We start from the raw sequence: 19,826 nt of genomic DNA, 5'->3' as shown, positions 1-19,826 counted from the left end.
ATCCCGAACAGAGAAGTTAAGCCCGTTAGCGCCGATGGTACTGCCCTTGGGTGGGAGAGTAGGTCGATGCCGAATTTAGAGAGAGCGAGTTCAAAAACTCGCTCTTTTTTATTTTCTCTCGCTTCCGATCGTGGAGAACCTGCTAACTTGCGACTTGCCGAAGGCAATTTATCTGATTTCTGGTAACTCGATACCTTTTATTTTACGATATAAATTTAAAGCGTAAGAATCCGTCATTCCTGAGACGTAATCCGTTACCGTTTGTATTTTCGTGTAAATGGAATCATCTTGATGAACTTTGTATTGTTCTGGCATAACGGATAGAATATTCCGGGCATAATAGGTTTCTGGTTTCAGAACAGCATCAATATATTCTTTTAATATGGTGGCAAGGATTTTGAAACCTGCAATCTGTATTTGTGTAACGATATTCGTGTGATAAATCCGGGAATAGGCTAATTCGGTACAGGTTTCATAGGCTTGTTTATTGGTGCCTGTTAAGTGATGTATCAAGCTGCCTTGAAAGGTTCCGTTCATGATTGCCTCGTAGTTTTGGCAAAAGATGTCTGCACAGGCATTGATTAATTTATTAATAATACCTGCACGTAGAAATGCGATACATTCGTTTTTGTCCGTGACAATTTTGAAGGTTCTGGAGATCGTCTTTAAATCTTCCTTGTCTGTATCTTTGTCGTAGAAATTAAGAAGTATTCGGGTAGTTTCATCATAGGATAGAATTTTTAGCTTGTGAGAGTCTTCAATATCCATGATCTGATAGCAAATATCGTCGGCAGCTTCAACCAGATAAACGAGTGGATGGCGGACGTATTGCAAAGGTTTTGAGTTAAGTTGGATAATACCAAGTTCTTCGGCTACTTCCTTGTATATTTCTTTTTCACTTTGGAAAAATCCGTATTTATGTCCTTTGAGGGAGGCTTTAGATTCAAATGGGTATTTAACAATGGATGCAAGTGTGGTAAAGGTCATCGTGTAACCACCTGGCCTGCGTCCGTTAAAGCTATGGGTTAATAACCGGAAAGCATTTGCGTTACCTTCGAAATGACTGATGTCAGCCCATTCCTCGTCCGTCAGGAGTTTTTTCAAGTATTGCCCTTCTCCTTCCGTGAAAAAATAAGAAATAGCCTCTTCTCCGGAATGTCCGAAAGGAGGATTCCCCAAATCGTGAGCTAAACAGGCCGTACTAACAATGGTACCGATTTCTTCGAGGATTTCCGGGTGCTCTAATGCCTCTTTGGTTTTAACAAATTGTGCAATCTTGTTTCCTAGCGAACGTCCCACGCTAGCTACTTCTAGGCTATGAGTTAGACGGTTATGTACAAAGATATTGCCCGGTAACGGGAATACTTGTGTTTTATTTTGTAATCGTCGAAACGGTGAGGAAAAGATTAAACGATCGTAGTCTCTTTGAAATTGTGATCGGTCATGAGAGCGAAACATGGTGATAGTACTTCCCGGTTGATAACGTCTCGATGATAATAATTTATTCCAGTCCATCATGGTAGTTCAGATTACAAATTTATAGGTTACAGGTTTAAGTAAAGTATGTCAATTGGAGACCTGTAACGGTTATACAAATGTAGTAATAAAAAGAAGAGGAAGCAAACTGCTTCCTCTTTCGATCTTTATTTTGAAATGAAGTGGTAGTGACTACCAAATCTTTCGAATGCTGCTTTATCAAGCGTTTCTCGGTGATCGGGATGAGCAATATTGATTAAAGTCTTTGCTCTTTCTTGAAGGGTTTTACCATAAAGGTCTGCGATACCGAATTCCGTAACAATGTAGTGTACATCGAAACGAGTAGTAACAACTCCGGCTCCGTTTAACAAAGTCGGGCAAATTTTACTCACACCTTTGTTTGTTACTGCCGGTAATGCAATAATCGGTTTTCCACCTTCGCTGGCTGCTGCTCCGCGGATGAAGTCTAATTGACCGCCACTACCACTGTAAAATTTAATACCCAAAGAGTCTGCGTTGACTTGACCCGTGATGTCAACGGAAAGGGCAGAGTTGATAGCCGTCATTTTCGGTTGTTGTGCGATGATGAACGGATCGTTCGTGTAACCTACATCCATCATGGCTACTCCTGGGTTGTCATCGATGAAGTCATATACTCTTTTTGATCCCATCAAGAAGGTTGATACGATCTTACCTTTGTCGAATTTCTTATTCATGTTGTTGACAACACCTTTTTCGTACAAGGGCAATACACCGTCAGCAAACATTTCCGTGTGAATACCTAAGTTTTTGTGGTTCCCTAATTGGGAAAGTACCGCATTGGGGATTGCTCCGATTCCCATTTGCAGGGTAGCTCCATCCTCGATTAAGGAAGCTACATTTTTACCGATAGCAATATCTTGTTCTGTTAACGTTGCCGGATGAGCTTCGATAAGCGGGGTATTGTCCTCGCAGAAAATGTCAATGTCTGATAATTTGATGATAGCATCTCCCCATGCTCTCGGAACATTCGGGTTAATAACAGCAATAACTGTTTTCGCATTCTGTACGGCAGCTAACGTGGCATCAACAGAGGTTCCCATGGATACAAAACCATGTTTGTCCGGGGGACAAACTTGGATCATAGCAACATCAACCGGGTGAATACCGCTTCTGATCAGTTTCTGGGTTTCACTCAAATGAACGGGTACATAATCTGCATATCCTTCTTGAGTCGGTTTACGCACGTTACTGCCCACAAAATAGGATTCTAGGAAGAAGATTCCTTCGAATTCTGCTTCTGCATACGGGGCACTACCTTCCGTGTGCAAGTGTTGCAACTTGACGTCTCTCAATTCTCCTGCACGTCCTCTGTTGCAAAGAGCTTGAATTAGACCTTGGGGGGCACAAGCCACACTGTGAATGTGAATCCGGTCTCCGGATTTTACAACTTTTACAGCCTCTTCAAATGACACTGTTTTGATTCCTTGATACATAGCAAGTTATTTTGTTTTGATTTCTTATGATTTAATTATTAGCTAACCTCTTGAAAGAGGGGTGCAAGTTAACAACACTCTTTTAATTAAACAATTTTTTCCGTAATTATTAGTGTTCAATTTGTGACACGGTTTTTACTTACAGTAGCCAGCCTAGAATGGCCTTTCCCGTGAAAAGATAAATGTTCAAACCGATGATGTCGTTCGTTAGGGTGATAAACGGTCCGGTAGCTAGAGCCGGATCTATCTTTAGTTTATTGAGTAATAACGGGAATGCTGTACCGAACATGGATGCGAACATGATCACGATAAATAAGGATATAGTTACCGTGATGGGCATGGCAAGTGATGTTAGGTTGAAACAAAGGGATAGGATAAAAATGATGGAAGAACAGATGCAGGCATTTATGACCGCACATGAAATTTCTTTTGAGATACTTTGTAATATGTTTTTTGATGTCAGGGTGTTGGAGGCAAGTCCTTTTACCACGATGGCGGAAGACTGGATACCCACGTTTCCTCCCATGGCGGTGATAACAGGAATGAACATGGCTGTTGCTGGGAATAAGGCAATGTCTGCCTCGTAGAAAGAAATCATATAAGCTGCAAGCATTCCTCCGAATAAACCGATGATCAGCCACGGGAGACGAGCTTTCGTTTGGTCCCAGATCGTGTCGGAAGATTCCACGTCTTGCGAGATACCGGACATCATCTGGTAGTCTTTTTCTGCTTCTTCCCGGATCACGTCAACCACGTCGTCGATCGTGATTCGTCCGACAAGACGTCCGATAGAATCAACCACGGGAATGGCGACTAAATCGTACTTCTGCATGATACGTCCCACGGATTCGGCTGGTTCATCGGTGGTCACGTAGGTTACGTCCGGGTTATATATACTTTGGATTTTGGTAGATGTCGGGGAAAGAATCATCTTTTTCAATGAAAGTCTTCCTTTCAAGATGTTGTCGTCATCAACGACGTAGATGTAAAATATTTCATCTAGGTTCTCTGCTTGTCGACTAAGTTCGCGTAGACAGGTGAGGACGGTCCAATTTTCGTTGACTTTCACTAGCTCTTTACCCATAAGTCCACCGGCAGAATCTTCGTCGTAATGCAACAGATCGACGATGTCTCCCGCTTGTTCGAGGTCTTCCATGTGTGAAAGAACTTCTTGCTGCTGTTCGTTGGGCATACTACCCACGAGGTCGGCGGCATCGTCCGTGTCCATGTTATCCACGAAACGTTTGGCTATAACTTCCGGGGGAAAAGAATCGATAAATCGTTGTCTTTCGTCTTCTTCGATTTCTGCCAGAACGTCTCCGGCTTTCTCTTCATCTAGCAACAGAAACAGGAATTGGGCTTCTTTGGTGTCCAATTCATTCATGATTTCGGCAATATCCGCCGGATGAAGAGGTTCTACCAACTTGGCGACATCTTCTTTATTATCCGCTTTTATCAGTCCCTCTATCTGGGAAACTAATTCTTCCGAGAGTTCAAACTGTTGCATAGTTCATCAATTACTTGTTTGCCTGCTGAATCTCTTTACATAGTGTAATGAAATCCTCTACACTTAATTGTTCCGGGCGCAAAGATAACGTTTCTGAGGCAAAATCCGGAGAAATAATTGATTTTAAAGAATTACGTAAGGTTTTTCGTCGTTGATTGAAACCTGATTTTACGATATTGAAAAAAAGTTTTTCGTCACAATCGAGTTTTTCCCTTTTATTTCGGATGAGTCGGATTACGGCGGATTTAACTTTTGGTGGTGGATCGAAAACCTGTTCTCCCACGGTGAAAAGATACTCGATGTCGTAAAATGTTTGTAGGAATACGCTTAAAATCCCGTATGTTTTGTTCCCGTGAGAGGCACTGATGCGTTCGGCCACCTCTTTTTGTATCATACAGACGACTTGGGGGATTAGATCCCGGTTTTCTAGGATACGGAAAAAGATTTGCGAAGAGATGTTATAAGGAAGATTCCCGATAATCGAAAACGGTTCTGTGTAGAAATTTCGAATATCCGATTTTAGAAAATCCCCGTAAATAATCTGCTCTTTATGGGCAGGTAGCTCTTCGTGCAGGTAGTCAATGGACTCCTGGTCGATGTCAATGGCAAGCACGGAAAATTTCGTATCTTTTAATAAATGACGTGTCAGTACTCCCATACCCGGCCCGATTTCCAGTACCCCTTTGGTGACAGGTAGTAAACTCGCCGTGATTTTACAAGCGATGTTTTGGTCTTTCAAAAAATGTTGTCCCAGATGTTTTTTTGCTCGAACGATACTCATAGTATGAATTCAGGGTGTTATGGGTTAAACTTCCAATTATTTATTTACTTTTGCAAACGACTTACAAAATAATGCTTTTATTTTGATTTGTGAAAATTATTAGAGTCTCAATCTTGACGAATTTTGTGGATGAAGCCATTTTATAAACAGGTTATAAAGTTTTTTGCCTTTTTGCTGGTAACAGTTTTTTTGTTCTGGCTGGTGTATCGAGATCAAAATTTCGATGACTTGATGAAGGTTTTGCGTGATGATGTCGATTATACGTGGATATGGGTAGCGATTGTTTTCGGTTTACTTAGCCACGTGAGTCGTTCTCTGCGTTGGCAGATGTTGACGAAATCTATGGGATACCGGATTTCTTTCATGAATAGTTTTATGGGGGTGATGATTGGTTATTTTGCTAATATGGCGATTCCTCGGATGGGTGAGTTTACCCGTTGTGGAGTGGTGAGTAAATATGAAAACGTGCCATTCTCGAAGTTATTGGGAACGGTTGTTACCGAGCGGGTATTTGACATGATTATGTTGCTGTTGCTTACTTTGGTTGTTGTCGTTTCGCAATTTAAACAGGTCGGGATATTCCTGGATAATAATGAAGAGATTAAACAAAAGTTATACACGATGTTTCATTCCCCATGGACTTACGTGGTGTTGGGAGTGTTGATCGTGGGGGTGGCAGGTTTCTTTTGGTTTGTACGGAAAGGTACTTTCTTCACCCGGTTACATCATTTTTTATCGGGAATGAAAGAAGGTTTATTGACCGTGAAGGACGTGAAGCATAAGTGGTTATTTATCGGTCATACGATTTTTATCTGGCTGATGTATTTTCTGATGCTATACGTTTGTTTCTTCTGTTTCCAGTTCACCTCTCACTTGGGACCGATGGTTGGTTTGACCGTGTTTGTTCTTTCCAGTTACGGGATGGTGGCTCCGGTACAAGGTGGCGTGGGTGCGTGGCATTTCATGGTGATTGCAGCTTTGATGATTTATTTACCGCATACGGAAGAAATTGCCAGCCTGTCTAAGACATTTGCTTTGTTGACTCACGGCACGATGACATTGTTGTATATCGTGGTAGGCGTGTTGTGTTTGTTATTCTTGCCAATATATAATCGGAAGTAAATTTCATGTTTATGGATATTGTTGAAAAATATTTTACCGGGTTAAGTGAGAGACAATTGGAACAGTTCCAACAATTGGAGGGGCTTTACCGGGAATGGAATGAAAAGATCAATGTGATTTCGAGGAAAGATATAGATGCTTTGAACGTGCATCATGTTTTACATTCTTTGGCGATAGCAAAGGTGATTTCTTTCAAAGCGGGGACAAAAGTGTTGGATGTCGGAACGGGAGGAGGTTTTCCCGGAATTCCGTTGGCTATTATGTTTCCTGAGGTAGATTTTTTCCTGGTAGATTCTATCGGGAAGAAAATTAAAGTGGTAGAGGGCGTTGCAGGAGCTTTAGGCTTAAAAAATGTGATAGCAAGGCAATTGAGAGTAGAGACGATGAAAGAAAAATTTGATTTCATCGTGAGTCGTGCCGTGACGGCTTTTCCGGCTTTTGTAGCCTTGACCAGAAAGCGTATTCAAGAGAATAGTTTCAACGATTTGTCCAATGGGATTTTGTATCTGAAGGGAGGGGATTTTGAAGAAGAGATTCGGGATTTCAAGGATAAAATTTCTGTTTATAATATTCCTGATTTTTTTGAGGAAGAGTTTTTCGAAACGAAGAAATTAATTTATATGAAATTCCTCAAATAATTTTCTATTAACGATTTGGGAATAAGAAGAATTCTTCTTAAATTTGTCGCAGTTTACATTTCCACCTGGTTCATGCCGGGTGATTTTACTTACGTAATGAGAATTATCCAAATATAACGTGACTATATGTACGATATTTTAGAACTGAATGAAAAGTTACTTTCAGATTTGCGTCAAATTGCAAAAGAACTGAATGTTAAAAGGATTGAATCCTTTAAAAAGAAAGAATTAATATACAAAATTTTAGATCAGCAAGCCATGATTGCTACCGAGGAAACAGCTCCCGTTGAACCGAAGGAGAAGAAACCTCGCGTGAGAGTGATAAGGGGAGGTGCTGAAAAAGTGGGAGATTCCAAAGGTGGATTGGCCAAATTTAATCGGAATAAAGATAAGAAGGCCGATGCGAAACAGGAGAAAAACCAAAATGAAACTGTCAAAGAGGCTCCCGAAAAGAAAGATACAGTTTTACCCGTAGAGGAAGTGCAGCCGATCAATGTCGTGCATAGTGATATTTTGGATAAGGATCTGGTTTTCAGTCGTACGGAAAACGGTATTGTTGTAGAGAAAAAAGGAGAGGTTGTTGCAGAACCACAGGAAACGGAAGTAAAGAATGAAACTTCAGAGGCTCCTAAACGTGAGCAAGCCGGGCAAAAGCAAGACCGTAAATTTTTTGATAAGCGTAACCGGAAACAAACCAATCGAGAAGAGGTGAAAAGTGAAGAAGGTAAAGAAGAGGTGAAAGAGGAGAAGGCGGTTGAAGAGGTAGTTAAAGAGGAACAGGTGGCAGAAAGACCCAGCCGTCCGAAGTTTGTAAAACGGAATAGACGTGTTGAGAGAGATGAAGAAACCATTCGTCAAGATGTGGAAGAGAATGATTTTGAAGATGTCGAAAATGAATCTGGCGTTAAGGAAGAGGTTGAAAATGAAAATTATGAAAGCGTTCCTGCTGAGTTTGAAGAAAAAAGAGAAACTCAAAACAAGATGCGTTTTGACAAACGCGATAAATATTACGAGTTCGAGGGAATTATATTAAACTCGGGTGTGTTGGAAATCATGCCTGACGGGTATGGATTCCTTAGATCTTCTGATTATAATTACTTGAATTCTCCGGATGATATTTACGTGTCTCAAAGTCAGATCAAGTTATTTGGTTTGTCAACGGGTGACACGGTGGAAGGAACCGTGCGTCCCCCGAAAGAAGGAGAGAAGTATTTCCCGTTGATTAAAGTATCGAAAATTAACGGGAAGTCTCCGGAAGCGGTGCGTGACCGAATCCCGTTTGATCACTTGACCCCGCTTTTCCCGAATGAAAAATTCAATCTTACCGGAAGTGGGCGGGCTACGATTTCTACTCGTGTGGTGGATATGTTTGCCCCGATCGGTAAAGGACAGCGCGGTTTGATCGTGGCTCAGCCGAAAACAGGTAAGACGATGTTGCTAAAAGAAATTGCTAACGCAATTTCAGCCAATCATCCTGAAGTGTATTTGATTATCCTGTTGATTGATGAGCGTCCGGAAGAGGTAACCGATATGGCTCGTAGCGTGAATGCGGAGGTGATTGCCTCTACTTTCGACGAGCCGGCAGAGCGTCACGTGAAGGTGGCCAATATCGTGTTGGAAAAAGCTAAGCGTATGGTAGAATGTGGGCATGACGTGGTGATCCTGTTGGATTCAATTACTCGTCTGGCTCGTGCTTATAACACGGTATCTCCTGCATCCGGAAAGGTGCTTTCCGGTGGTGTGGATGCAAATGCATTACACAAACCGAAACGGTTCTTTGGTGCAGCCCGTAATATCGAAAATGGTGGTTCGTTGACGATTCTGGCAACCGCGTTGACAGAGACCGGTTCAAAAATGGACGACGTGATTTTCGAGGAATTCAAGGGTACTGGAAATATGGAGTTGCAGTTGGACCGCAAGTTGTCCAACCGTCGTATTTACCCGGCTGTGGATATTACGGCATCAAGTACGCGTCGTGATGACTTGTTGTTGGAGGACTACACGTTGAACCGTATCTGGATTTTGCGTAACTATTTGACGGATATGAATTCTGTTGAGGCAATGCAATTCGTGAAGGATCGTTTGGAAAAGACGAAATCTAACGAGGAATTCTTGATCTCGATGAATGATAAATAGTTTTATAAGTTTTATAATATGGAAAAGCGGGTTCATAATGGACTCGCTTTTTTGATGCCTCAAATATAGAATCATTTTAAGTACGTGCTTATATCGCAATGCTGTAGCGGGTTATGTGTGAATGAACGTTCATTTGGGGTGTATGAAATGTATGTTTTGCAACATGTAGATTACAAAACCATGCTTTTTTTATTACCTTTGCATTGCAAAGAATAAAAAATGGAGAGTTTACGTAACACGCATAAGATCCTGATGAAAGAAAGGACGTCGGCTATCCGTCGTGGTTTATTGGATACGATAGATTCTCGTGCCCGGTTGATTGCGATAAAGGGAAGTCGTGGTGTGGGGAAGACCAATTTCCTACTAGACTTTTGCAAGGATCATTACAAGGACGATCCTTCTTGTCTTTACGTGAACATCAATAACTTGTTCTTTGCGATGGAAGGATTGTTTAATTTCGTGGAACGTTTCTACAAGCTGGGAGGGAAAGTATTGTTATTGGATCAGATCCATAAGTATCCAAACTGGGACCGGGAATTGCGGGAGGCTTACGATCGTTTCCCTGATTTGCAGATCGTTTTCACCGCATCTTCTATTTTACGGGTCAAATCCAACAAATATTTGCATGGAATCGTGGAGATGTACAACCTGAGCGGTTTGTCGTTTCGGGAGTTTTTGGAGTTAGAAACGGGATATAAGTTTTCCGTTTATTCTTTTGAGGAAATCGTGGAACATCACGAGGAAATCGTGAACGATATTCTTGAAAAGGTGCGTCCGTTAGCTTTTTTTAATAACTATTTGAAATATGGTTATTATCCTATATATTTGGAGGAGAAATCACATATTGATTATTTACTGAAAAACATCAACTTAACATTGGAGTTTGATATTCCGTACAATAATCAGATCGAACTGAAGTACTTGACGAAACTGAAACAATTGCTTTTTATCGTGGCGAATGGTAATAGTAATATTAATATCAGTAAGCTGAGTGCGCAGATCGGTGTTTCTCGTGCAACGGTGTTAAATTACCTGCATTACATGAAGAATGCTCGGTTGTTGACTTTGTTGTTTGATCGGGAAAGTGATGATGAGAACGGGCTAAAACCGAATCAAGTATTTTTGCATAATCCCAATTTGCTGAATGCGGTTTGTCTGGATCAGACGGATTCATTGATGATTCGGAAAACATTTTTAATTAGTCAATTATGTGCCGTGGCAAGATTGAATTTTTCGGGAAATGAAGATTTATTCGTGAACCAGAAATACGAGATTTCTGTACGGCAACAAGGAGATAAAGGGCGAGTCCGGGATTCAGTAATTCTGATGACCGATATGATCGAACGAGGTAAAAAGAATGTTATACCCTTGTGGCTTGCCGGTTTTGTGTATTGAGAGAAGTAAAAATCTTAAATAGAGTGATCAACTATTGTTAGTTAATGTTTAAAAAAATGGCAAAAGAAAAGAAATTTATCACATGTGATGGTAACGCGGCCGCTGCTCATGTAGCTTATATGTTCAGCGAGGTATCGTGTATCTATCCTATTACTCCGTCGTCTCCGATGGCAGAGTATGTAGACGAATGGGCTGCTAAAGGTAGAAAGAACCTGTTCGGGGAGACTGTAAGAGTGATGGAAATGCAATCAGAGGCAGGTGCTGCCGGAGCTGTTCACGGTTCTTTGCAAGCTGGTGCGTTAACCACGACTTATACGGCCTCTCAGGGATTATTATTAATGATTCCTAATATGTACAAGATTGCAGGTGAGTTACTTCCTTGTGTTTTCCACGTGAGTGCCCGTGCTTTGGCTGCTCATGCACTTTCTATTTTCGGAGATCATGCAGACGTTTACGCTGCTCGCCAAACTGGGTTTGCTATGTTGGCTTCCGGTTCTGTGCAAGAAGTAATGGATCTTTCTGCTGTATCACACCTGACTGCAATCAAGTCAAGAGTTCCTTTCGTTAATTTCTTTGATGGTTTCCGTACTTCTCACGAGATCCAGAAGATCGAAGAGTTGGATATGGAAGATATTCGTGGCTTAGTTGACATGAAGGCTTTGCAGGAGTTCCGTGACCGGGCTCAGAATTCTGAGAACCCTGTAACAAAGGGAACCGCTCAAAATCCGGACGTATATTTCCAGGGTAGAGAGGCTGCTAACAAATTCTATGATGCAGTACCTGACATCGTGGCTAATTACATGGATGAAATGTCCAAGATAACCGGTCGTACTTATCGTCCGTTTGTTTATTACGGGGCTAAAGATGCCGAGAATATCATTATCGCCATGGGGTCTGTGACCGAGACTATCCGTGAGGTGATCGATTACAAGCTTGCTAATGGCGAGAAAGTGGGTATGATCGCTGTTCATTTGTATCGTCCGTTCTCTGCTAAATATTTCATGGAAGCTGTTCCTGCTACGGTAAAACGTATTGCAGTGCTTGACCGTACGAAAGAGCCGGGTGCAAACGGAGATCCGTTGTATCTTGACGTGAAAGACGTGTTCTATGGCCAGAAGAATGCCCCGATGATCGTTGGCGGACGTTATGGATTAGGTTCTAAGGATGTAACTCCGGGACAAATCATTGCTGTTTACAAGAACTTGGCTATGAACGAGCCGAAGAATCAATTCACTCTTGGTATTGTGGATGATGTAACCTTCCGTTCTCTTCCTATTGAACCGGAAGTAAAAGTGAACTCAGACCACATGTATGAGGCTAAATTCTATGGATTAGGTTCTGATGGTACTGTAGGTGCTAATAAAAACTCTATCAAAATTATCGGTGGAGCTACTAATAAATATTGTCAAGCTTACTTCGCTTATGACTCTAAGAAATCAGGAGGTTTTACGGCTTCTCACCTTCGTTTCGGGGATGATCCTATTCGTTCAACCTATTTGGTAACTACTCCTGACTTCGTGGCTTGTCACGTGCCTGCATACATTCATATGTATGATGTATTGAAAGGTTTGAAGAAAGGTGGTTCTTTCTTGTTAAACTCTCTTTGGGATGAAAAAGAGGTCGGCGAGCACCTTCCGAATGCGATGAAACGTTATTTGGCTGAAAATGAGATTAATTTCTATATTATCAACGGAACGAAAATCGGTCAGCAATTAGGTTTGGGTAACCGTACGAACACGATCATGCAGTCTGCATTCTTTAAAATCACGAACGTGATTCCTTACGATTTGGCTGTTAGCGAGATGAAGAAAGCTATCGACAAGTCATACGGAAAGAAAGGAGAGGCTATCGTGAAGATGAACTATGCTGCTGTTGATGCAGGTGGTTTAGCTGAAAACGTAGTGAAAGTTGCCGTTCCTGCTGAATGGAAAAATTTGAAAGATGAAGCCTGTGTTTGTGACGAAAACCGTCCGGAATTTATCCGTAACGTGGTTGACGTGATGAACGCACAAAAAGGGGATGATCTTCCTGTTAGTGCATTTGCTGGACGTGAAGACGGAACTTTCCCTGCCGGAACTTCCAAGTTCGAGAAACGTGGTATCGCTATTGACGTACCGGAATGGCAAGTGAATAATTGTATTCAATGTAATCAATGTGCTTACGTTTGTCCTCACGCTGCTATTCGTCCGTTCTTGATTTCTGACGCTGAATTGGCTGCTGCTCCTGCAGGAACAGAAACCAAACCGGCTATCGGTAAAGAACTTGCAGGATTGAAGTTTAAGATTCAAGTATCTCCGTTAGATTGTACGGGTTGTGGTAACTGTGCCGATGTTTGTCCGGCTAAGGAGAAAGCATTGATCATGAAGCCGCTTGAATCTCAAGAATCTGAAATCGCTCGTTTCGAATACATGGATAAGAAGGTTGGCTACAAGAAAGTAGTTGAGCCGAATAACGTGAAGAATTCTCAGTTCCAACAACCTTTGTTCGAGTTCTCCGGAGCTTGTGCCGGTTGTGGTGAGACTCCGTATATTAAGTTAATTACTCAATTGTTCGGAGAGAGAATGATGGTGGCTAATGCTACCGGATGTACCTCAATCTATGGTGGTTCTGCTCCTTCAACTCCGTATTGCAAGAATTATCAATCAGGACGTGGTGTAGCTTGGGCTAACTCATTGTTCGAGGATAATGCCGAGTATGGTCTTGGAATGGCAGAGGGTAATAACCGTTTGCGTGACCGTGCTAAGAGATTGTTGGAAGAGAACTTGTCAAGTTTCTCTGCCGAAACTCAGACTGCTGTTAACGAATGGCTTGCTGCTTTCGAGGATGGAGAGAAGACTTTAGCTGTCAGCGACAATATGTCTGCTGCTTTAGCTAAAGAAAATTCAGCTATCGCTAAAGAAATTTTGGAATTGAAGGCTTACTTCACGAAGAAATCTCAATGGATCTTCGGTGGTGACGGATGGGCTTATGACATCGGTTACGGTGGTTTGGATCACGTATTAGCAAGCGGTCACAACGTGAATGTATTAGTGGTTGATACCGAGGTGTATTCCAATACTGGAGGTCAATCTTCTAAATCAACCCCTGTTGGTGCCGTGGCTAAATTTGCTGCCAGCGGTAAACGTGTTCGCAAGAAGGATTTGGGTGCAATGGCAATGTCTTATGGTTATGTGTATGTTGCACAAGTTGCTATGGGATCTAACCAAGCTCAATACCTGAAAGCATTGAAAGAGGCAGAGGCTTATGATGGACCTTCATTGATCATCGCTTACGCTCCGTGTATTAACCACGGGTTGAAAGCAAGCATGGGTAAATCTCAGGCTGAAGAGAAGAAGGCTGTTGAATGTGGATACTGGCAATTGTACCGTTATAATCCTACTTTGGAGGAAGAGGGTAAGAATCCATTCCAGTTGGATTCTAAAGAACCGGATTATAGCAAATTCCGCGATTATCTGATGGGTGAGGTTCGTTTCAACTCCTTGTTGAAAGCAGCCCCGGAAGAAGCCGAGAAATTATTTGCTAAGACCCAGTCTGATGCTAAATGGCGTTATGAAGGTTACAAACGCCGTGCAGAAATGAAATATGGAGAGTAATGTCTCACGTTAATAATAGAAGAAGATCGCCCGGAATTATTTCCGGGCGATTTTTTTGTAGATTCCACTGGCAAGCCATAAACACGACTCTTTTGTATTATCCGTGTCTTCATTTTACTGTATTCTGAAAAACGAAACAAAACGCACCCGCATACGATGAAATTACCTAAATACGGTTCAGCTGTTAATTTTAATTACTTCATTAGAGGCACGATAGATTGTAAATACACTATAAATAGTACTAATTCTTGATTTACTGAAAGTATTTTTGTATTGTATAAAATGAGAAGGAATAATGGATAATAATTAGGTATTTTTTGGTAGATGATAATTACAGTTACTTATTTCAAGTAGAAATGATGATTGAGAGTATTTTGATCATGCTGGGGTTGTTAGAAGTAAAATAAAACCTTTTTGTTTATCTCAATTTGATGAGTGTATATTAGACTATTTGTAGTTGGAAGGAATGATTAAGAAAATACATATATTGGGGATAATTTTGGCATCTGTTCTACTGGTGTCTTGTATCGAAGAGCGTTTGAGCGCAGATGATACAGAGAATGCATCGGCCTATTTACAGGTGCGAGGGAACAGTTTGTTAAGTTCAACAGACCCGCTTGATAATGAGATTAAGAATCTTAGGATACTTGCGTTCAAGAAAAGCACGGGACAATGTGTAAGCAATAAATTGTATAGTGCAGAATTGAACGATGTGATCAATCATCCTATTGATGAGGGTGTATATGATTTCGTGTTTTTGGCAAATGAACCGAACTTAGTGAGTATTTTGGATGGTTTGAATGGGATTAATGACTACGCTGATCTTGGAAATATCACGTATCCCGAACAAGCTTTTAGATCTGATGTACCCGTTCCGATGTTTCAAGAATTAAAGAATGTAGAGGTTCTTCCTAACCGGGGTGGAGCGAGAGTTGATGGAGGGGAAATACAGAGTCTGATAGAATTGCAATTGGAACGGCTTGGTACTCGCGTAGATATTGTATTGGAAGGAGAAGAGGATTTAACGGATTATTTTAAAGGAATTACTTTTTATAATCTTCCGGAAGGGATCACGTTGATGTCAGCAAGTAATGCCTCGCTTGGTAGAAGTAAGAACCGGAACTTTACATTGACAGACGATGCCGGCTATTTCACGAGTGTTTCTCCCAGCTTGGAACAACAATCTCGTGGTATCGTGTGGGTAAAGAAAATCACTCGGTTCATATTACCGTTCAGTAATTTTTCTCCTGAAGATGACGACAGCAAGGCTATTACATTAAAAGTTGATATGGAGAATCGGTATAGCCCTTCTTGTCACTTGAAAATACAGACCAAGGGAGTGGCTGGAGCCTCGAAGGATAACTACACTTTACCTTATAATTCTGCACTTTTACTTACCGGTACGATTAAGGCTCCTTTGAATCTTAATATCCAGGTAACACCCTGGGGAGAAGAGCAACATGACTGGCAAGTTCAGAATCGGTATTTGAATGTTTCTGACATAAACGTGAATATTACTGATTATAATGGAGCCCGGATTACATTTTCATCCAATATGCCCGTGGTAAAAGTGTTACCCAACGTGATTGTCGGGAGTGGGTCGCAGACCATGGAAACGGGTAAAGTATTTAATGATCTTGTGCTTGGAACAGGAGAGGCTTCAACAAGTCGTTTCGCGTATACTTACGATGCGGTAAGTGGTAAAGGTTCCGGATACATGGATATTTTGTTAGACGAATATAACATGGATATGGCGACTTTTCAAACGAATCCTAATGGGCGTTCTACTGTATTCCGGCTTGTGTTGTCGGCGGAAGATGAGAATGGGGGAAATAGCCTGCAAAGAGAAATCACTGTAAATACAAGCCAGAATGGAATACATTTCGCAGCTAATCCGTGGGATGGGTATACATATATCGGTGCTTTCTTCCGAGAAAATGAAACAGGTGAACGAATTATTTCGATGCAGTTACCTAAACGAACGGACGGGGCTCTTGGATTCTGGAATGTGAAAGTTGATAATTCATATAAAGGTCAAGTTATCTTGAGTACGACACCGAGTTTTGATCCTTATGCCGGGACGGATAATCCGGGAAGGCCAGAGTTATACCCTGTGCGTCCGAATGAATATAAAACAGAAGAATTGGTTAGTGATGGAACCGAAATAAAAGGTAAAGGCCGAATTTATTTCCGTGTAGCTTGGCGGGAGGCGAATAATAATTCAGGAAATACAGGAGAGAAAACGCCTAAGTATGCCACGCTTACAGTAACTTATGCTACTGCCAATTGGGAGGTTTCGTATAAACTTTATTTACGACAAGGAGAGGCTGACGACTATATTATGAATAAAGGAACATCAATTGCCAGCGGACCTTTGAGTGGCGTGCAGCGGAGTTATGCCAGAAAAGTTTCTCCATTTAACTTGATAGATCCGAAAATGAAAAATAAGGATCAGAATTATGTCGAATTATATGAGCAAACGGATAAAAAAGGAGCGGAATTTGTTGATTATCCGACTCAGGCCGGAACTTTCTATCAATGGGGGGTAAACAAGGCAGATAATACTTTTCTTGCTTACTTTCGTCGGGCTTATCATCCGGCCCAGCCATTTAACGGGACTTCTCCCACGGGATACTGGGCGAGTGATCAAGCTATAAATAAAATTCCGATATGGGCATCTTCGGGAGCGGGAGCGACGACAGACTACGAGTATGGGTATGGAAATGAGTTTGAGATCTGTCCTCCGGGGTATCATAGACCAACGGACGGGTACACGAATCAAATTTCGTACAACGGGCCTTATCCGAATTATAAATGGAATGGTGTTTATGTTGATATTGATGGTAAGACAGTGAGTCAGACAAATAGTTCTGGTAATATCGCTTTTTCTGAATGGAGGCAATCTCTATGGAAGAATCCTTGGAAGGGGGAAACTGTTCCGGGAAACGAGCAAGTTAAAGTTGGGGCCGGAACTTCTCAAGAGAGAACAGCTGTTAGAGAAAGAACCTCGCCTGCTTACCAGGCAAATACAGATATTTTCTTGTTGTTCGGGTTATATGCCGACGGTTACTTTGACCGGCGACCGAAAAAGATTCAGTCATCAACGACGAGTTCTGTTCAGGTTGGAGTTGCCGTAAATAGTCCTAGCGTGGCTTATCGAGGAACAATAGTTTATAATCCGGAGACGAATGCCTCCGTCTTTTTCCCGGCTTCCGGGCGGAGAAAGAATACGGCAGGGCAATTGGAGTATGCAGGAGAAGCTGCGTATTATTGGAGTTCTTCGACGGCACCTAAAACTCCAACTTGGGATGGAATCATTGTCCGGTCTGTTTGGGCAGTTGAAATTGGCAGTTGGAATCCTGGCCATTTACATACGCTACCGGAATTTGGTCATTCTATCCGTTGTGTAAAAGATGAAATAAGCTCAAATTAATAAGAGATGTATAAGTATAGATATATATTAGTTTTATTCACGCTGCTGTTATCCTTCTCGACTTGTTCAATACGGGAAGAGGAGAGAGGTGGGCCTGTGGTCACGGAAGAAAAGATCAGGTTTGAGCTTTTCACCCGGATTGGGGCCTACGGGCTGCCTGTTTCCCGGGCCGGGGCGGATGAAACTAATGTAGACCAACGACCTTGGGTACTTGTTTTTCGAGGAACCAATGGGGATGCTGAATTTGTGGAGGCAGTTCAGGCTGATGAGCTTAACGGTAAAACTTACGTTTACCTGACGGAACAAACCGTGGCTTGTCGGTTATTGATACTGGCGAATCAGTCAAGTGGTTTCTATGTGGGAAACACGTTATATGCATTTACCGCAGAGAATTTTAATACTTGTCTGGAAAATAAGACATTTACTTATGCAAGTGAGAACTTGCTTACGGCAGCATTGACCGATCCGCAAATGACGGTGCCTTATGTCGGACAAAAATTGCCTATGAGCGATTTGGTTGATGTGACTAAGATCGATGCCAGCGTGACAATACCCCAAGTACAATTGAAACGTGTTGTCGGGAAAATCATTGTACGGAACACAGACCCGGATTTTGTATTGGAGGGAATTACAACGGTGACAAATGTTGCTAAAGAGTCAAGATTATATAATTTAAATGGAACCTTGAAACAAAGTATTGGAGCTGGAAATTTAGTGGAATATAGAGTAGATAATCTGTATAGTTCAAATATTGCGAATGCAGAAACGATCGTTGTGGGTGAGCAAACGACAGGGAATAATCCCCTTTATGTTTACGAGACACATACATTGTCAAATAATACCTATCTTATTATTCGGGGACGTTATATGAACGATCCGTTCTTTTACAAAATGGCTCTTGTGGATGATCACCTGGATATGTTGAATCTTCAGCGTAACACGGAATACATTTTCACGATTACTTCTGTTAAAGGGATGGGATACGGTACAATTGCAGATGTAAAAGCTTCGTTGGCATCTAATACCAATCTGAATTATACTATTTTGGTACAGGATCAAGCGGGTTACGAGATCATGAGTAATAACGAGTATTATCTAGGGGTGACCAATTCTCATTTCGAGATTTACGCCTCTGCGGGTACAAGTGACACCTATACCGCTTTTACCATGATAACGGATTGTAAGACAACATTTCCGGATAAAAGAACGATAACTTCGCTTACGAGTGGGCTGGAGATTGTTGCTCCTGCTAATGGTAAGATCCCGGTTTCAACAGATTCTCCTTACGAGGTGAAAATAAAGATGCTGGCCGGTTTTACCTCGGGAGAGATCGAACTATATCTTGGTAATCTAAGAAAAGTGATAACGGTCAGAAGGAACGATATGCTATCCGGTGTGGCGAGAGTAATTAACCAGTTTATTGATAACGGGTATTATGTTTCCGCCCACGTGGAAGATTACGCGAGTCATACTTGGCTGAAATTATCTCCCGGGGAAGGAGGGGTACGTAATGATCCGGATTACATATACGTGGATGATGGAAAGATCAACTTGAATGTAGAGAGGAATGGATCTGGCAAGAGGGTTGGAGTTGTATATGTTGCGGTAGGTAAAGGTTCAACTCAAAGAATAAAAGTTTATATAACTCAAGCGGTAATAGCCTCTTGATGTGAATCAACTATAAAATGAAACTATGAAGAAACTACGATTGATATTTATTTTTTTACTTGCTTGTTGTGCCATTTCCGAAATGCAGGCACAGAAAGTTGCGGTAAAAAGTAACCTGCTATATGATGCAACAGCTACTTTTAATCTTGGGGTGGAACTCGGCTTGGCTCGGAAGTGGACGCTTGATGTTCCCGTGAACGTGAATCCTTGGAAATTTAGCGATGGTATGCGGTTACGGCACTGGGGAATACAGCCCGAAGTTCGTTACTGGTTTTGTGAACGTTTCCGACGTACTTTTATCGGGTTACATGCCCATTATGCTGATTTTAATGTCGGTAGTTTACCCAATTGGTCTTTCATAAGCAAGAATATGCAACAGAACCGTTACGAGGGACATCTTTATGGTGCCGGGATTTCTATCGGTCATGCTTGGATATTAAAAAGACGTTGGGGTATAGAGGCTACTCTCGGGCTAGGATATGCCCGGATCGTTTATGACAAGTATCCTTGTGCGGTATGTGGTACCCGGCTAAAATCCGGTAATCGTGATTATTTCGGCCCTACAAAAGTTGGTATATCATTAATCTATTTAATCAAGTAAA

12 protein-coding genes are annotated in these 19,826 nt (G+C 41.7%); 8 read left to right on the top strand and 4 right to left on the bottom strand.

Features of this window, described 5'->3' with window-relative positions; translation table 11 throughout:
• Positions 1-168: 168 nt before the first annotated feature.
• From I2I33_RS09570 to rsmA, 4 genes are all read right to left on the bottom strand, one after another.
• Positions 169-1,515 carry a deoxyguanosinetriphosphate triphosphohydrolase gene (locus I2I33_RS09570; RefSeq protein ID WP_087421895.1) on the bottom strand — a complete coding sequence of 449 codons (1,347 nt, stop codon included), beginning with the start codon at positions 1,513-1,515 and terminating at the stop codon, positions 169-171.
• A 128-nt stretch (positions 1,516-1,643) separates the two neighbouring features.
• Entirely contained in the window at positions 1,644-2,951 is a 1,308-nt protein-coding gene (locus I2I33_RS09565) for an acetyl-CoA hydrolase/transferase family protein (RefSeq protein ID WP_087421667.1), read from the bottom strand.
• 139 nt (positions 2,952-3,090) lie between these two features.
• On the bottom strand, positions 3,091-4,458 hold the full coding sequence (mgtE, locus tag I2I33_RS09560) for a magnesium transporter (protein ID WP_087421668.1): 1,368 nt from the start codon (positions 4,456-4,458) through the stop codon (positions 3,091-3,093).
• Between the two features lie 10 nt (positions 4,459-4,468).
• Positions 4,469-5,239: a 16S rRNA (adenine(1518)-N(6)/adenine(1519)-N(6))-dimethyltransferase RsmA gene (gene rsmA / locus I2I33_RS09555; protein ID WP_087421669.1), complete on the bottom strand. Its 771-nt coding sequence runs from the start codon at positions 5,237-5,239 to the stop codon at positions 4,469-4,471.
• Between the two features lie 129 nt (positions 5,240-5,368).
• Here rsmA and I2I33_RS09550 point away from each other — a divergent pair, with 129 nt between their 5' ends.
• From I2I33_RS09550 to I2I33_RS09515, 8 genes are all read left to right on the top strand, one after another.
• A complete protein-coding gene (locus I2I33_RS09550; protein ID WP_164719794.1) occupies positions 5,369-6,361 on the top strand; it encodes a lysylphosphatidylglycerol synthase transmembrane domain-containing protein in 993 nt (330 codons plus the stop codon).
• Positions 6,362-6,372: 11 nt separating this feature from the next.
• Positions 6,373-6,999: a 16S rRNA (guanine(527)-N(7))-methyltransferase RsmG gene (gene rsmG, locus I2I33_RS09545; RefSeq protein WP_087421671.1), complete on the top strand. Its 627-nt coding sequence runs from the start codon at positions 6,373-6,375 to the stop codon at positions 6,997-6,999.
• A 126-nt stretch (positions 7,000-7,125) separates the two neighbouring features.
• Positions 7,126-9,135 carry a transcription termination factor Rho gene (gene rho, locus I2I33_RS09540; protein ID WP_087421672.1) on the top strand — a complete coding sequence of 670 codons (2,010 nt, stop codon included), beginning with the start codon at positions 7,126-7,128 and terminating at the stop codon, positions 9,133-9,135.
• Between the two features lie 219 nt (positions 9,136-9,354).
• Positions 9,355-10,530 (top strand): AAA family ATPase, encoded by a 1,176-nt coding sequence (locus I2I33_RS09535; protein ID WP_087421673.1) that lies wholly within the window; start codon positions 9,355-9,357, stop codon positions 10,528-10,530.
• A 56-nt stretch (positions 10,531-10,586) separates the two neighbouring features.
• On the top strand, positions 10,587-14,123 hold the full coding sequence (gene nifJ / locus I2I33_RS09530; RefSeq protein ID WP_087421896.1) for a pyruvate:ferredoxin (flavodoxin) oxidoreductase: 3,537 nt from the start codon (positions 10,587-10,589) through the stop codon (positions 14,121-14,123).
• Positions 14,124-14,589: 466 nt separating this feature from the next.
• Entirely contained in the window at positions 14,590-17,556 is a 2,967-nt protein-coding gene (locus tag I2I33_RS09525; protein ID WP_140402605.1) for a hypothetical protein, read from the top strand.
• A 6-nt stretch (positions 17,557-17,562) separates the two neighbouring features.
• The gene (locus I2I33_RS09520) at positions 17,563-19,224 is read left to right on the top strand and encodes a hypothetical protein (protein ID WP_087421675.1); all 1,662 of its coding nucleotides are present in this window, start codon (positions 17,563-17,565) and stop codon (positions 19,222-19,224) included.
• Between the two features lie 25 nt (positions 19,225-19,249).
• Complete coding sequence (locus tag I2I33_RS09515; RefSeq protein WP_087421676.1) at positions 19,250-19,825, top strand: DUF3575 domain-containing protein; 576 nt, start codon at positions 19,250-19,252, stop codon at positions 19,823-19,825.
• The last annotated feature ends 1 nt before the right edge of the window (position 19,826 follow it).

Origin of the sequence: Butyricimonas sp. BSD2780061689_150309_C8 (assembly GCF_015560935.1) — a bacterium.
Classification (GTDB): domain Bacteria; phylum Bacteroidota; class Bacteroidia; order Bacteroidales; family Marinifilaceae; genus Butyricimonas; species Butyricimonas paravirosa.
This window is presented reverse-complemented; position numbering and strand designations above follow the sequence as displayed.

Coding starts and splice junctions, on each gene's coding strand:
- I2I33_RS09570 (WP_087421895.1), bottom strand. CDS start 1,515: ATGGACTGGAATAAATTATTATCATCGAGACGTTATCAACCGGGAAGT.
- I2I33_RS09565 (WP_087421667.1), bottom strand. CDS start 2,951: ATGTATCAAGGAATCAAAACAGTGTCATTTGAAGAGGCTGTAAAAGTT.
- mgtE (WP_087421668.1), bottom strand. CDS start 4,458: ATGCAACAGTTTGAACTCTCGGAAGAATTAGTTTCCCAGATAGAGGGA.
- rsmA (WP_087421669.1), bottom strand. CDS start 5,239: ATGAGTATCGTTCGAGCAAAAAAACATCTGGGACAACATTTTTTGAAA.
- I2I33_RS09550 (WP_164719794.1), top strand. CDS start 5,369: ATGAAGCCATTTTATAAACAGGTTATAAAGTTTTTTGCCTTTTTGCTG.
- rsmG (WP_087421671.1), top strand. CDS start 6,373: ATGGATATTGTTGAAAAATATTTTACCGGGTTAAGTGAGAGACAATTG.
- rho (WP_087421672.1), top strand. CDS start 7,126: ATGTACGATATTTTAGAACTGAATGAAAAGTTACTTTCAGATTTGCGT.
- I2I33_RS09535 (WP_087421673.1), top strand. CDS start 9,355: ATGGAGAGTTTACGTAACACGCATAAGATCCTGATGAAAGAAAGGACG.
- nifJ (WP_087421896.1), top strand. CDS start 10,587: ATGGCAAAAGAAAAGAAATTTATCACATGTGATGGTAACGCGGCCGCT.
- I2I33_RS09525 (WP_140402605.1), top strand. CDS start 14,590: ATGATTAAGAAAATACATATATTGGGGATAATTTTGGCATCTGTTCTA.
- I2I33_RS09520 (WP_087421675.1), top strand. CDS start 17,563: ATGTATAAGTATAGATATATATTAGTTTTATTCACGCTGCTGTTATCC.
- I2I33_RS09515 (WP_087421676.1), top strand. CDS start 19,250: ATGAAGAAACTACGATTGATATTTATTTTTTTACTTGCTTGTTGTGCC.